The sequence below is a fragment of the Nocardia sp. NPDC049526 genome (assembly GCF_044465765.1).
GTDB lineage: Bacteria > Actinomycetota > Actinomycetes > Mycobacteriales > Mycobacteriaceae > Nocardia.
In genome coordinates, this window is record NZ_JBITMA010000002.1 from 702,408 (window position 1) to 716,976 (window position 14,569).

Consider the following 14,569-nt stretch of genomic DNA (forward strand, 5'->3'; position numbering starts at 1 on the left):
ACCGCAACGCTGCGAGAATAAGGCTATCAATCTCTCATCCGGTCGACTCAGAAGGGCGCTTCGGCTGCCAACTGCCCCACTTCCGGCAAGTAGGGGTCGAGTTCGCCGGATTCGAACCGCGACATGCCGATGACATGCCAGAACTGACCGGCGATATTGCCCTCGAATTTGTATCGGCCATCGGGCGCGAGGGCCGCCCATCCTTCGGGCAGGCCGAGCAGGATCGCGCGAATCGACGGTACGCCATCCTCAGGCCGCGACCACAGCAGGATGTTGCCGTCATCACCGCCGCTGGCCAGCAACTGGCCGGACGGGTCGAAGCTGAGCGACCAGACCCGGCGCTTATGCCCTTCGAGGGTATGCAGATGACGTCCGGATGCCATGTCCCACAACCGAACAACCAGATCATCGCCCCCGGTCGCCAGTGTGCCGGTGCGCGAGTCGACCGCGGCCGTCCAGAGCCTGCCGGTGTGCCGGGTCAACGTATGCAGTGCATCGCCGGATTCGATATTCCAGATGCGGGCGGTGGTATCCCATGACACGCTGGCGAGGCGGTCCTCGTGGAAGGCCACCGAATACACGCGGTCGCGATGTCCGCGCAGTGCGCGCAGGAACCGTCCGGAGCGCACGTCCCACAGCCGCACCACGGAATCGTCGCAGCCGGTGGCCATCAGCGCACCGTCGGCACTGAATGCGATCGAGCGAACCCGGCCGCGATGTTCGGCGCAGACGGCGTGCAGTGCACCGGTAGTGCGCACCCAGATGATCACCGTGTCGTCGTCATTGGCGGTGGCCACATAGTCGCCGGTCGGGTCGAAGGCGGCGGCCCAGATCGGTGCGGATTCGATATTGATATGGCGTTCGTACAGGTCGGCGTCGAGGTTGAACAGACTGAGCCGACCGTCATTGACGACGAGGCCGAGCTGATGGCTGCCGAGTTCGCTGAATATCGCCGATTCGAAGGTGAGCAGGCGGTCTTCGCTGCCGATCAGTCGGCGAACCAACCGTCCGGTCACCGGATCCCACAGTCGAACCACCCCGTCGTTACCCACGCCGGAGAGCAGGGTGCCGTCCGCGTTGAAGCTGACCGTGCGAACCTGGCGGCCGTGGCCGGTGAGCGTGTGTTTGCAGGTGCCGGTTACCGGATCCCAGAGCCGGGTGGTGAATTGGTCGTCGGTAATGGCCAATTGGGTACCGTCCGGGCGAAAGGCGAACGGCCAGATCGAGCCGGTATGCGCGGTGAGCCGGTGTCGCAACTCCCCGGTCTCGCTGTCGCGGAGACAGACCAGTCCGGCGCTATCACCCGAGGCGAGCAGTTCACCCGCCGGATCGAAGGCGAGCCAGTAGATGGCCGCGGTGTGTTCGGTGAGCGACTGCCGTTCCGCACCGGTCTCCGCATCCCACAGACGCAGCCCGCCATCGGTATCCCCGCTCGCCACGATCGGCAAGCTCGGATGGAACGTCACGGTATAGACCCGCCCGGTATGACCGTGTAGGTCGCGAATCTTCCGACAACTCAACGGATCCCACAGCGCGAGCGTGCCGTCGACACCACCGACCGCGAGCAGTTCACCGGTGGGACTGAACGCCACTCGGAATACCGAGCCGGACGCCCCGCTGAATTCGCCGCTCATCCCGCCACTTTCGATATCCCACAGGCGTACGGTGCCATCCCGATAGGAAGCCGCGACCAGCGGTCCGCGAATATCCAAGCTGTAGATGAGTTCCCCGCCACCACCCGCGGGGCTGCATTCGTGCCGCAGCTCGCCGCTCGGCAATGTCCACAGCCGCAGCACCCCGTCGGCGTCACCGGTGGCCAGCAGATCACCGGTGGGACTCAGCACCACCGGCCACGGCCAGTTCTTGTGCCCCAGCAGGATTCGGCGCAGTTCACCGGTGGCGGCATCCCAGATGCCCACGGTGCCGTCGCCGGATCCAGTCACCAGCACCGTATCGGTGAACGCCACCGCGAACGTCCGTGCTCGGTGCGTCTGCAAGGTGCGCAGCGGTCTCCCGGTTTCGGCATCGCAGATGAGTACGCCGCCGTCATCGCTGCCGATGGCCAGCGTGCCGCCGTCCGGGTTGTAGGCGACCGGCTGCGGCAGTCGGCCGTGCCTGGCATGGAAACCGTGCCGGACTCCGATTGCGGCAGGCGCGAATTCGGTCTGCGCCGCTACTCCGGGCACCCATGCCGCGCCGTACAGATCGGTGCCGGTCGGGGTGCCGGTGACCTCGATGAGTGCCGCCCGGGACCAGCGGCTGCCGCTGGCCCGTGATCCGGTCAGATCGGTGTGCACCAGGCGGGCGCGGGTGAGATCGGCCTCACCCAGATCCGCGCCGACCAGGCTGGCCTCGTCGAGTCGGGCGCCGACCAACCGCGCACCGTGCAGGACGGCACGGTCGAGGTTCGTGCCGACCAACCGGGCACCGCTGAGATCCGCCCCGGTGAGATCGACATCGCGCAGGTCCCGATACGACAGATCCTCCCCCGCCAGACTCGCACCGCGCAGATCCGCGGTCGGTGCGGTGCGCAGCCGCGTCGCCACCCGAATGGCATTGGTGCGCGACACGTCGTCGGCCGCCTGGTCGGCCAGCACACCCTCGGCCCAGATGCGCAACGCCCGGTTGTCGGCGAGATCGCAGAGGAAGTCGATCGAAAGTTGGGATAGCGGCGATTGGGTCAGCTGGGCGGGCGCGAGGGCGCCGACCTCGAATTGCTCGGCAATGTGGTTGGCCACCAGCCATTCCATTACCGACGAATGGATGAAGCCGAACAGGTTGTCCGCGGTGCGTATCAGCAGACTGCCGGAGCCGATGGCGTGCGCCGACTGCTGCACCGACATCCGGCTCGATCCGGTCAGTTCGGCCAAACCCGCTGCCACCTCGGTCAATTCGGACAGCCGAAGATACGGCTCGCCGGTTTCCCAGACGCGCAGCGCGAATGCCGTGACACCGAGCCACAATTCGTGCAGGCGCAGCCCGGGCAGCGCACCGGCCACGCCCGCGGTGCGGTCGGCCTCGTAGGTGAGCCAGGACTCCAGGATTTCCCGGTACAGCCCGGCCGGACCCACCGCCTGTTTCGCGCCTGCCGCGGCCCGTAGCCGCCGCTCGTCCAGATCGGCGATGAACCCGAGCATCCTGGGATTCTGTGCCAGTCCGAGCAGATCCTCGATACCGGTGATCAACCCCATTCTGGCGTCCGCGCGGCGGATATCGCCGCCGTAGCGGTTGGTCAGGAAGGCGTGGATCTGCGCGGGCGCGAAATCCTCGATGCCCACGATGCGCCGATCCTGCAGCAGACCGACGCGTTCGCCGAGTGCAGTCAGCACCTGGGCGCGGGATTCGAAGTGCTGGGTGCGGCTGGCCACGATGATCTTGGCTTTGCCGACGGCGGCCTGCAGCAGGGTTTCGAGATGGTCGGCGGCGAAGTCGTAGCTGATCCGGGTGACGAGTTCGTCGAAGCCGTCGAACAGCAACACCACCCGACCCTCGCGCAGCATGTAGTGCAGCGCCTTCAGATCGATCCGATCCTCGCCGTGATTGGCCAGATGTGCGGCGACCAGACCGTCGACCGAATGGGTTTTGTCCAGGGCCCGCAGGTCGATCAGGATCGGAATCAGCGCGGGCATGGTTTCGGTGATGCGGCGGGCCAACTCGCGTAGCGCGAAGGTTTTTCCGCGTCCGAAATCACCGAGTATGAGGATGAATCGGCCGTGGTCGGCCGCGATCACCTTCATGAGTTCGCCGACCAGATCGTCGCGGATCTGCTGATCGCCGTGTTCGAGGATCCGGAAGCGCTGCGGAACATACAGATCCGGCGGATAGGTGCGGTCCGTGCGCAATCGCGCGGCCTGGTGCGTGAGGTAGTCGTCCAGATCGAGCAGGCCCTGGAATTCGGTGAAACTGCGCACCCGCAGACCGTGGCTGGCCGCCTCCTCGCGCAGCGAACGCGGCGGCGCCGCACCGCGATACACGAGTTCGGAACCATATTCCGGATCGTGGCCGAGGAAATCCTCCACCACCTGCCTGGTCAGATCACCGACGTGCACGCCGACCCGCCACTGGGCGATGACCTCGTCGTCTTCCCTGGTGATCAGCAGATGTGGCGGCTCCACCTCGACGCGCCGGACCTTCGCCCCGGGATAACGGGTTTCGCACACCTCGGCGACGCGCTCGAGCAGCCGCCCATGCGGATCGACCGCCGGAGTCTCCGCGGGCGGTTCCGGGAGCTCGGGCTCGTCCGGTCCGAGGAGTTCGGGCTGTTTGGCCGTCGGCAGCGCAGCGGCAACCTTCAGCCAATCGAATTCGAGTTGCGCGGTGGACTCACCGCGTCCGGAGAACCGGGCCAGTCCTGCGGCGGTGAGCTGGATGATCTCGTCGCGGCCCGGAGCGGCCGCGGGCAGGACGGGCAGCGTGTCGTCGAGCCGATCCAGATGCGGACCACCAGGTCCCGGACCGTGCAGCAGCAGGTTCAACCGGCCGCCGAGCAAACGGGACAGCGTATCCGCGTCGCGCAGCAGGTCCGGATCATGGGCGGGCGTGCCGGCGCCGGGCAACGGATCGTGCCGGACGACACCGAGGCGCAACCACCCGTTCTCCTCGAACGGGCGCAGCCGCTCGGCGAACCAGGACGCCTGCGGTTCGCCGATTCGGCCGTAATCGTCCTCGGGCAGATGGGTCGCGGCCATGGTCGAGTTCAATCCGGCGACCACCACCCGCAATTCGGGAATCGGGAACAGTGTCCACGGCTGTCCGATATCGAAGACGAGGTGATCCAGCCCCTGATACAGCGCGCCGAACATCCGCGCGTACTGCTCGAGCTTCGGGAAATACGGTGGCTGCGGTTTTCGGTCGCGGGCCTCGCAGTTCAGGAAGTAGGCGTGGCAGGCTGGTTTGGAGACATCGTGATTGCCGGGCACCATGATCAGCCGCTCCGGACCGAGGCCGAGCAGTGTGCGCAATCCGCTCAGGAAAGTTAGCGCCTCGTCGACCTCGCGAGGACGGCCGGATTCGGTCATATCCCCGGATACCACGATCAAATCCGGTTTGGCCACACCCTGATTCACCAGATGGGTCACATTGGCGTGGATGCGTGCCTGCAATTCGGCCGCGGTGCTCGGCTCATCCGGCGCGAGCAGCCCGCGACCGAAACGCGGACCGGCGACATGCAGCACCGAGACGCTGGTACGCGGCTCCTCACGATCGGCGGCACCCGGGAACGCCGGGGCCGCAACCGGTGTACGCCGCGGCAGCACGGATTCGGGTGTGTCCGTGATGGTTTCGACGGCGAACCGGTCTGGACCGTTGTGCGGAAAGCCCGGTTCCGACGGCGGCTTCGCCCGCCCCGCGACCAGATGTCCGACCCGCTCCAAAAGGATTCGGCGCGCCTCCTCGGCAGTGGACACCCGCACCAGGTCGAGATAGGTGATGGTCGCGAGCAGACCCTCGAGCAGGCATTCGGCGATGCGCACCGGCATCAGCTTGCCCGGATCGGTGCGGTAGGCCGCCTGCCATTCCATGGTTCCGTAGTAGGAACCCAGATAGTTCTCCGACAGCACCACCAGCACCACCGCCGAATCACGCACACCGCGATCCATGAAATCGATGAAGTTGGTGCCGGGCACGAAATCCCAGGCCTGGATGAGGGTGCTGTAACCCGCGGTCTCCAACTGCCAAGCCAACCATGTGGCCCATCGCTCGTCGGCCGGTGAATAGCTGATGAAGAAGTCCCGCCGCCCGCCCGAAGTCACAGCATCAGTATGCCCCGATGGGTCGCCACGCCAAACGGCAGAAGATCATTACGATACGTACCGAATGCGGAAGTGCCCCAGCCGATATGCTGCATGATGGGGCATGTGCCCGAACAACAGGTCGATTCCGCTGCGGAGAACCCGCCGTCGAGTGCCCTGGTGTCCGCGCCGTCGAGATGGGGGCTGAGCACGCTGGATTGGGTCCGGCTCGGACTGTTCGCGGCCGGACTGCTGTGCGTGGCGACCGGATTGCTGCCGCGCGCCGAGGCCGCCGACAATATGCGCCGGATCGGGCCGCTGCTGCTGTTCCTGTGCAGTGTGATCATTCTCGCGGAGCTGACGCGGCAGGCGAAGGTGTTCGATGTGATCGCACACCGCCTGGCCATACTCGGGCGCGGCTACTATCCGGCGTTGTTCCTGCTCTGCGTGCTTTTCGCGTCGGCGACAACGATTCTGCTCAATCTCGATACAACGGCGGTATTGCTGACTCCGGTCATGCTCGCGCTGGCGATACCGGCTCGCATTCCGCCACTGCCGTTGGCGATGACCACGCTCTGGCTGGCCAATACGGCGAGCCTGCTGCTTCCGGTCTCGAATCTCACCAATCTGCTTGCCGCCGAACGGGTTGCGCTGCGCGCCACGGATTTCGCGGCACGGATGTGGGCGCCGCAGCTCGTGTCGATCACGGCGACCATGGTGTGCCTCTGGGTCTGGTACTGGCGACGCGGTCGACGTGAAACCGATCGGTACGTACCGCCGGAGCCGATTCGTCCGGAGAACGCCAGGGAGCGCACGCTGCTCTACACGACGGCAGGAGCGTGTCTGCTGTTCATTCTTGCGATCCCGTTCGTGGGTGATCGGATCGGCATCGCCGCCACCCTGGCCGCCGCCATTGCGGTGGTCGCCTTCGCGATCTTCGACCGTTCGTCGCTGCGACTATCGCTGATCCCGTGGCAGTTGCTGGTTTTTGTGGTCGGGTTGTTCCTGGTGGTGCCGACATTGAGCCGGTTCGGGCTCGCCGATGTCATGCATGCGCTGATCGGGCACGACTCCGGAGTGGTCGGGGCGTACCGTGCGGCGGGCGCCGGCGCCGGATTGTCCAATGTGGCCAATAACCTTCCGGCCTACACCGCAGGTGAGGCGGTGGTGTCCGAGGAGAATCGAAATCAGTTGCTGGCCTTGCTCATCGGCACCAACGTCGGGCCGATCGTGACGCCATGGGCGTCGCTGGCGACGCTGCTGTGCCTGGAGTTCTGCCGCACCCACGGTGTTCGGGTGCCGATGCCACGGTTCGTGCTCACCGGGCTGGGGCTCGCGGTTGTCGCTACGACCGGTGCCGTCGCTGTGCTGCTGGCGACGGGCTAGTCGGGATCGCCCTCAGCCCGGCAGCCCCGTCACACTCACCTCGGCGGCGGCCTTCACCAGCAATGCCAACTCCGGCAGCATTTCGGCGCCGGCGGCAATGAAGTTCACTTCACCGCCAGGGAGGTCGAGATGGTCGTTGAGCGGTGCGCCGTCGAAATCGGTGACGTGGATACCGGATTCACGGGCCAGCAGGGTGCCTGCGGGCAGGTCGACCAAACCGGCTCGGTAACCGACGAATCCGTCGATATCGCCGCGGCTCAGCATCACCCAGCACAGCAGCGGGGACCACAGTTGGATCAAACGACGGGAACCGGATTCCAGGGCCAGGCGCAGGCCGCGTGCCGTGGTGTCGGTGCGAGTCACCGGATAGCCCTGCAGCCAGGCCAGGGTCGGAGCGAATTCGGAGGAACGGTGCGGCGGTCGCCAGAGCGGGCCGTCCGGCCCTGTGGCGCCGGATCCGCGCACGGCGGACCAGGTGCGGTCGGCCAACGGTTCGTGGACGATGCCGAGCATCGGAACTCCGTTGTGGCACAGGGCGATACCGATTGTGCAGACGGGCAGGCCGATGGCGATGTTATTGGTGCCGTCGAGCGGGTCGACGACCCAGCACCAGGAATCGTCGACGCCATGGAGCCCGGATTCCTCGGCGAGGATGCGATGGTGTGGGAAGGCGCGGCGGATATGGCCGACGATGATATGTTCCGCGCGCAGGTCCAGGTCGGTGACCAGATCACCGCCGGCGTCCTTGATGCGGACGGTGAGTGATCCGGCCAGACCCTCCCGGATCGCCCGACCCGCCTCGATCGCCGCTGCCCTGGCCACCTCGGCAGCAGTCGTCAGGACGGTGTCCAGCCGGTCGAAGGCGCTGATCGGATCCGGATCGGCCGGTGCCGGACCATCCGGCGGCAGCACCAGGTTCGCTACGTCGCCTGCTCGCATCGGTCCTCCAGTTGTTCCGGCAGGGTGGACTCCTGCAGAGGGATGGCAGCCGGCGGAGCCGGCGGAGTGGGTAAGTACAGCTGGTCCAGCACCGTTTGCGCGGCGCGCCTGGTTTCGCTCGGGGTGCAACCGGTTCGGCGCACCCAGTGGTCGGCGGTGGCGAGGGTGCCGAGGGATCGGTCCGGTTGGCCGCGACGAACCTCGCCGAGCACCACGGTGGCCGCCTCGCCCCGGACATCGGAGAGGTGAAATACCCCGTGTGGCAGGGTGTATACCTCGCCTACACGGAAATGCTCACTGGATCGGATGCGATAGCGGACCAGTCGCTCGGTCGCACGAACCACATCACCGTCGGCGCCACTATGGATTTCGAAGATGCGATGGGTTGCCCGGTCCGCAGAACTCTCCACTTCGAGTATCTCGTTGCCGACCTCGCCGTACAAGACCACGCTGAGCAGATCCCAGCTGTGCGCGTGCATCGCCGAAGTCGTCGGACACGACCGCAGCCCATCGGTCCAGACGTGCACGCAGACGCCGAGTCCGCCGTCGCGCGATGCGGGAAAACACAAGAACCCCAACGGATGCCGGACCGCGGCGATGTCGATTCGACCGTCGAGCACTCCGGTCATGAAATCACGAGCCCAGCGTCGCACTGCGGGCCCCGCCGCATCGGAGCCGATCAGCGTTCGTAGTCGGGCATAGTCGTTCATTCAGTACGGATTCCTCGGCTGCAGTGCGCGTCGCACGATATCGGCGACGTCGCGATCGGTATAGGAAGCCGGTAGCGCGAGACCGAGCAGATCGAACAGCGCACGAGTCTGATCGACCGACGGCTCGTCGGCGAGCGCCAGTTCCTCGCTCCGGCTCAGCGGCACCTGTCTGGCCTGCTTGAAACTGGCCACGAGCTCCCGGTTGAAGTCCCGGTAGTAGGGCTTGTCCCGTTCGAACATCAGGGCCGGAGTATTCGGATTGTCCTGCGTGACAATGACGCAACTCGACGAGAGGTCCCAGCGGAAGGTCGTCATCACCATCGAGAGTCCGACATCGATGGTCAGGAAGGTGAACCGCTGCCGGTACCAGCATGCCGCGAGCACCGTCGCGAAGGACTCCTTGCGGGTCCGCTCGGTGGTCCACAATTCGCCGGTGCGATCGGCCTCGGGCACCAGCGAAGAGCGGAACTGCGCGTAGGTCTTGCACAGCAGTTCATTGGTCGGATCCAGCACCTCCACCTGGATCCGCAGCGGACGCTGTTCGCGGCGCGCGTTCTCCACGCATTCGCGCAGTGTGACGGCCCGCAGATAGGTTCCGGTGCCTCCCTTGAACAGCCACTGTTCGGTACCGCGGCGCGCGAGCGTATGCGCATGCCCGATCTCCGGACCGTACAGCAGTTGTACCGAGTTCGAATCCTGAATGGCCTTGGCGGACAGATGCCGATCACGCAGCAACGTGGTGGCCAGCAAACCGAGCACCAGCAGGATGACCGCATTGATCAGGTCCGCATCGAAGAAGCCGATATCGATCAGCGAGATCACACCGAAGATGACCGCGAGAACCAGGGCGACGAGACCGTCGATATTGTTCCGCAGCCAGATCAGCACCCGTGCCATAGGTTTTCGGCCTCCCCTAGGGTTTCTACCCAGGATAGGTGCACCTGTGCCGACTCAGCGAGCGAACGGTCAAGTCCCGCAGGCGGGTCGGTGTGTGACGGCGTCCAGTCGAGCGGCGAGGATACGGCGGGCCCGATCGTAGGGCGCCGATTCGCCGAACAGCAGCGCATCCTGGGCCGCGGTCCGTGCGATGGCGTCGAGTTCGAAGGCAAGGTCGGCGGGCTCGTTATCGGGGACGATCTCGCCGAGGCCGATGGCCTCGGCAATGGTGGTTTCGTAGAGCCGCAACCAGTCTCGGCGCGAGGCGGCCACGGCGTCGTGCACGCGCCCGGGGCGGGCGTCGAACTCAGCGACGGCGGACAGGAAGAAGCAGCCGCCGCTGAAGTACGGCTTCGCGGCATAGTCCAACCAGGACTCGCCGAGTGCCCGGACCCGGCGGATGCCAGCGGGTGCACGTCGCGCGGGTCTCACCACGTGTGCGATGAAGACTTCGACGGCCGCGCGGACGGTTGCGAGCTGGAGTTCTTCCTTGGAGCCGAAGTGCGCGAAAACGCCACTCTTGCTGAGGTCGAGTTCGGTCGCCAAACGCCGCACGGACAGGCTTTCCAGACCTTCGACCGAGGCGATATCCATGGCGCGGTCGAGGATGACGCGCCGAGATCGCTCACCGCGCTGTAGCCGCTTGTCGATCTTTGTTTCGACGGTCATCGGTACCTACCTTCGTCCGAGGTCGAGCACAGTTTACGGACGACCGTCCGAATTGTTTCACACTGGATCAGCTTGATCAAACACTTCGTCGACCGTATTGACAGACAGCAAGGTGGAAAGTAATAGTACGACCGTCCACTTAGTTTGCTGGCAATCGCCGCCGATCCACGCCGCAACAGCAGCCTCGACGGCAACCAGATAGGCGAATCTCCATGCCTGATCGGCAGACAACCGGCGGGCCAGTGGATGCAGGGCCGCTCGAACACCTCGGACGAGCGTCCACATTCTCGAGATGAGAGGACAGAGCATGCGCGCTATTCAGCAGGAACAGTGGGGCGGGCTGGAAACCATGCGACTCGTCGAGATCGCCCGGCCGACACCGCTGTACACCGAAGTGCTGGTGAAAGTCGTTGCGGCGGGGGTCAATCCGATCGACTACTTCAGCCGAGAAGGGCGGGCGTACGTACGGGCATTGACGCTGCCCTTCGTCAACGGCTGGGACGTCGCCGGTATCGTGGCGGAGGTCGGCTACGGGGTGACCCGCTTCCGGCCCGGCGACCGCGTGTACGGCATGCCGTGGTTTCCACGCGCGGCGGGTGCCTACGCGGAATATGTGACCGCTCCGTCGCACCAATTCGTGTCCATACCAAAGGGTTCGAGTTTCACCGAGGCCGCGGCACTGCCCCTGGCCGCGCTCACGGCCTGGCAGATGCTCGTCGATATCGGCAAAGTCGCTCCCGGGCAGCGCGTTCTGGTATCGGCCGCGGCAGGTGGCGTGGGCCACCTCGCCGTGCAGATCGCAAAGTCGTTCGGGGCGTATGTGATCGGCACCGCGAGCGCGGCCAAGCACGACTTCCTGACCGCACTCGGCGCCGACGAGACCATCGACTACACAACGACCGATATCGCAGCGACCCTCCGCGATATCGATATCGTGATCCAGATGCACGGCGGCGAACCGGCGCTGCGCATGCTCGAAACCTTGCGTCCCGGTGGCATTCTCGTCAACGCACAGGCGGCTTGGACACCGGGAATGGCCGAGCGCGCGGCCGAACTCGGTGTACGTGCCAGCGGCTATCTGGTGGAACCCGACCGTGCCGACCTCGAAGCACTGACCGACCTGGTCGAGCAGGGCCAACTGCGCCCACACGTGGAAACGGTGCTGCCGCTGGAGCAGGCAGCGGAGGCACACCGCCTCATCGAGCAGGGCCGAACCAGCGGGAAGATCGTGCTCACCGTGAGTGACCCAAGCCACACGCCGGAATCTTGACCTCGAGTGCGGTTGAGGAAGCAGGATCGAGCGTGCCGAGGTTCGCCGAATGCGGTGCACACCATCCGTCGGTGCGCACCGGCGAGCCGGGCACACCCGATTCCGCGAGCCGGTCAGCGTCGACGGCTCACGGTTCGCTCCCGCTGGGCCCGTACACCCACCAGCGGGAGCACGGGGCTATTACGCCGGATAGCAGAATGCTCTCTGAAACGTCAACAGCCGCATACCATTTCGGTATGCGGCTGGGCCGACGGCAATCAGGCGGAGACGGCGATCTCCCACTCGTACACGGTGAGCTCCGAGGAACCGGTGCTGTGCACCGGGTCGGTGAACGCGATTTCCCTTGCGGCTTCGAGACTTTCGGCGTTGATCACGTACGCACCGCCGGTGCCGTCGGTGAACCGACCGCTCTCCACCAACTGCCCGCGCTCGAGCAATCCGTTCAAGAACTGCTTGTGCGGTTCGATCACGGCCGGGTCGAACGACGGCTTGCGCATCGCCATGACCAGGTACTTGTTGATCACGCCTGCGACTCCGGACGCGGCGCCCTGGTCGCCGCGGCGGCCGCGCGCACCTGCGGGGCTACCAGCACTACCTGGCCGAGCACACCGTTGACGAATCCGGGCGAATCGTCGGTGGACAGTTCCTTGGCCAACTCCACCGCCTCGTCGACCGCGACGACCGGCGGAACATCGTTGGCGTGGAACAGCTCCCACACCGCGATCCGCAGGATGGCCCGGTCCACGGCTGGCAGCCGGGACAGCTCCCAGTCCTTGAGGTAGGACTCGATGGTGCCGTCCACTCGATCCAGATCGTCGGCGACGCCCTCGACCAGGGTGCGGGTGTAGGCATGCACCGGGGCGACCGCCTGATCCTGGGTGGCCAGTTCGGCCCGCTCGCTGACCAGGTCGGCCGCGTCCACATCGCGGGCCTCCGCCTCGAAGAGCAGATCGACCGCCCGGCGGCGGGCCTTGTGCCGCGCGCCGAGCTTCTTGAACGTGGACTTCTTGTCTATGGGCTGTTCCGCCACAGCAGTCATTATCCCTGTTCGCAGTGTCTAATGGCGGCAGCAGCGGGTCCCTGCGTGGTTACGCTGCGCTGCCGCCTCCGGGCCCGTCGCTACTACCGCGGGGCGGGCGATCAGGCGTTCACGCGGCCGAGGTAGCTGCCGTCGCGCGAATCGATGCGCAGCTTGTCGCCGGTGTTGATGAAGAGCGGAACCTGCACCTCGGCGCCGGTCTCCAGAGTGGCGGGCTTGGTGCCGCCGGTGGAGCGGTCGCCCTGCAGGCCGATGTCGGTGTGCTGTACCTCGAGCTCGACGGTGACCGGCAGCTCGACGTAGAGCGGCGCGCCCTCGTGGGTGGCGACCTGAACGACCATGTTCTCCAGCAGGAACCGGGCGCCGGGGCCGATGGTCTCCTCGGAGATGGAGATCTGGTCGAAGGTCTCGCCGTCCATGAAGACGTAATCCGAGCCGTCGTGGTACAGGTAGGTCATATCGCGACGGTCGACGGTGGCGGTCTCCACCTTGACGCCCGCGTTGAAGGTCTTGTCGACGACCTTGCCGGACAGCACGTTCTTCAGCTTGGTCCGCACGAATGCAGGGCCCTTACCCGGCTTGACGTGCTGGAATTCGATGATCTGCTGGAGCTGACCGTCGATCTTCAGCACGAGGCCGTTCTTGAAGTCGCTGGTGTCCGCCACTGTTCTCGGATCTCCTAGTTCTGGATATGCGGTCTCGGTGACCGGCGTCATTCGACGACGGTCAGGTCTTTGCTGGTGTTGGTGAGCAGATCCGGGCCCCCCTCGCGCACCACGAGCGTGTCCTCGATCCGGACGCCGCCGCGGCCGGGGAAGTACACACCTGGTTCGACGGTCACCGCCACGCCAGACAGAAGTGTACCGGTTCCGGTTTTGGCGATTCCCGGCGCTTCGTGGATCTGCAGACCGACACCGTGTCCGAGACCGTGCACGAACAGCTTCCCGTGTCCGGCCGCCTCGATCACCGCACGCGCGGCCGCATCCACATCGATGACCGGCGCGCCGGGCTTCAGCGCCTCGCGTCCGGCCCGCTGCGCCGCTTCGACCAGCGCGTACACCTCCCGATGCCAGTCGGAGGCGGTGCCGAGTACGAAGGTGCGGGTCATATCGGAGTGGTAGCCGCCGACCACGGCGCCGAAGTCGATCTTGACGAAATCGCCGGTGGCCAGGACCGCCCCGGTGGGCCGGTGATGCGGAACGGCGGAGTTCGCACCCGTCGCCACGATGGTTTCGAAGGCGACCGCATCGGCCCCGTGTTCGAACATCGCCCATTCCAGATCCCTGGCGACCTGACGTTCGGTACGGCCGGGACGCAGGCCGCCGCGTTCCAGCAGCGTCGCCAGCCCGGCGTCACCCGCGGCGCAGGCGGCACGCAACTGTTCGATCTCGTAACCGTCCTTGACCATGCGTAGCTGTTCGACCAGCCCCGGAGTGGCGACGAATTCCAAACCGGTCTTCCGCTCGATGAATCCGCGATGCTGGTCAACTGTGACGATATGGCTCTCGTAACCGACCCGGCCGAGCTGCCACTCCCCCGCGAGCTCCACGATGCGTCGGGCGGTGGCCCTGGCGATTTCGGCGCGCAGGTCGGGCACCTGCTCCACGACCTGGCTCAGATAGCGCCCGTCGGTGCCGATCACGGTGCGCTCCTCGGAATTACGGATATCCCAGGAGGTCACCAGCAGTGCGGCATTGGACCCGGTGAAGCCGGTCAGGTACCTGATGTTCACCAGATCGGTGACCAACAGCGCGTCGACCTCGTTTTCCACCAGCAAACTGCGTAATGCGCTACGGCGCGCCGCGTAGTCGGGCCCAGGGCACGCGTGATCAGCAGACATATCTCAAAACTACCGCCGACACGCCGTAGATCCCGAATAAAAACACCGGTA

At 65.7% G+C, this 14,569-nt stretch carries 12 protein-coding genes; 2 read left to right on the forward strand and 10 right to left on the reverse strand.

Annotated features, from left to right (window positions below):
• Window positions 1–47: 47 nt before the first annotated feature.
• On the reverse strand, window positions 48–5,750 hold the full coding sequence (locus tag ACIBW7_RS07865) for a TIR domain-containing protein (RefSeq protein WP_397045198.1): 5,703 nt from the start codon (window positions 5,748–5,750) through the stop codon (window positions 48–50).
• Window positions 5,751–5,846: 96 nt separating this feature from the next.
• Between ACIBW7_RS07865 and ACIBW7_RS07870 the strand changes: the two genes are divergently transcribed.
• On the forward strand, window positions 5,847–7,115 hold the full coding sequence (locus ACIBW7_RS07870; RefSeq protein ID WP_397045760.1) for an SLC13 family permease: 1,269 nt from the start codon (window positions 5,847–5,849) through the stop codon (window positions 7,113–7,115).
• A 12-nt stretch (window positions 7,116–7,127) separates the two neighbouring features.
• Here ACIBW7_RS07870 and ACIBW7_RS07875 read toward each other — a convergent pair whose 3' ends face one another.
• From ACIBW7_RS07875 to ACIBW7_RS07895, 5 genes are all read right to left on the reverse strand, one after another.
• Window positions 7,128–8,054 (reverse strand): inositol monophosphatase family protein, encoded by a 927-nt coding sequence (locus ACIBW7_RS07875; RefSeq protein ID WP_397045200.1) that lies wholly within the window; start codon window positions 8,052–8,054, stop codon window positions 7,128–7,130.
• The gene (locus ACIBW7_RS07880) at window positions 8,036–8,764 is read right to left on the reverse strand and encodes a hypothetical protein (protein ID WP_397045202.1); all 729 of its coding nucleotides are present in this window, start codon (window positions 8,762–8,764) and stop codon (window positions 8,036–8,038) included. Before ACIBW7_RS07880 ends, ACIBW7_RS07875 begins: the two co-directional genes overlap by 19 nt.
• Complete coding sequence (locus ACIBW7_RS07885; protein WP_040692199.1) at window positions 8,765–9,661, reverse strand: hypothetical protein; 897 nt, start codon at window positions 9,659–9,661, stop codon at window positions 8,765–8,767. It abuts the gene before it with no gap.
• Between the two features lie 69 nt (window positions 9,662–9,730).
• Window positions 9,731–10,369 carry a TetR/AcrR family transcriptional regulator gene (locus tag ACIBW7_RS07890; RefSeq protein WP_397045204.1) on the reverse strand — a complete coding sequence of 213 codons (639 nt, stop codon included), beginning with the start codon at window positions 10,367–10,369 and terminating at the stop codon, window positions 9,731–9,733.
• A 57-nt stretch (window positions 10,370–10,426) separates the two neighbouring features.
• Window positions 10,427–10,654: a hypothetical protein gene (locus ACIBW7_RS07895; RefSeq protein ID WP_397045206.1), complete on the reverse strand. Its 228-nt coding sequence runs from the start codon at window positions 10,652–10,654 to the stop codon at window positions 10,427–10,429.
• 22 nt (window positions 10,655–10,676) lie between these two features.
• Between ACIBW7_RS07895 and ACIBW7_RS07900 the strand changes: the two genes are divergently transcribed.
• The gene (locus ACIBW7_RS07900; RefSeq protein ID WP_397045208.1) at window positions 10,677–11,639 is read left to right on the forward strand and encodes an NADP-dependent oxidoreductase; all 963 of its coding nucleotides are present in this window, start codon (window positions 10,677–10,679) and stop codon (window positions 11,637–11,639) included.
• A gap of 257 nt (window positions 11,640–11,896) precedes the next feature.
• Here the strand turns inward: ACIBW7_RS07900 and ACIBW7_RS07905 are convergent, their stop codons facing one another.
• The 4 genes from ACIBW7_RS07905 to ACIBW7_RS07920 form a co-directional block, all read right to left on the reverse strand.
• The gene (locus tag ACIBW7_RS07905) at window positions 11,897–12,163 is read right to left on the reverse strand and encodes a YciI family protein (RefSeq protein WP_397045210.1); all 267 of its coding nucleotides are present in this window, start codon (window positions 12,161–12,163) and stop codon (window positions 11,897–11,899) included.
• A complete protein-coding gene (gene nusB, locus ACIBW7_RS07910; protein ID WP_397045212.1) occupies window positions 12,160–12,669 on the reverse strand; it encodes a transcription antitermination factor NusB in 510 nt (169 codons plus the stop codon). The genes ACIBW7_RS07905 and nusB overlap by 4 nt, the downstream gene beginning before the upstream one ends.
• Window positions 12,670–12,779: 110 nt before the next feature.
• Window positions 12,780–13,343 (reverse strand): elongation factor P, encoded by a 564-nt coding sequence (efp, locus tag ACIBW7_RS07915; RefSeq protein ID WP_387284600.1) that lies wholly within the window; start codon window positions 13,341–13,343, stop codon window positions 12,780–12,782.
• A gap of 47 nt (window positions 13,344–13,390) precedes the next feature.
• On the reverse strand, window positions 13,391–14,518 hold the full coding sequence (locus ACIBW7_RS07920; RefSeq protein ID WP_397045213.1) for a M24 family metallopeptidase: 1,128 nt from the start codon (window positions 14,516–14,518) through the stop codon (window positions 13,391–13,393).
• Between the last annotated feature and the right edge of the window lie 51 nt (window positions 14,519–14,569).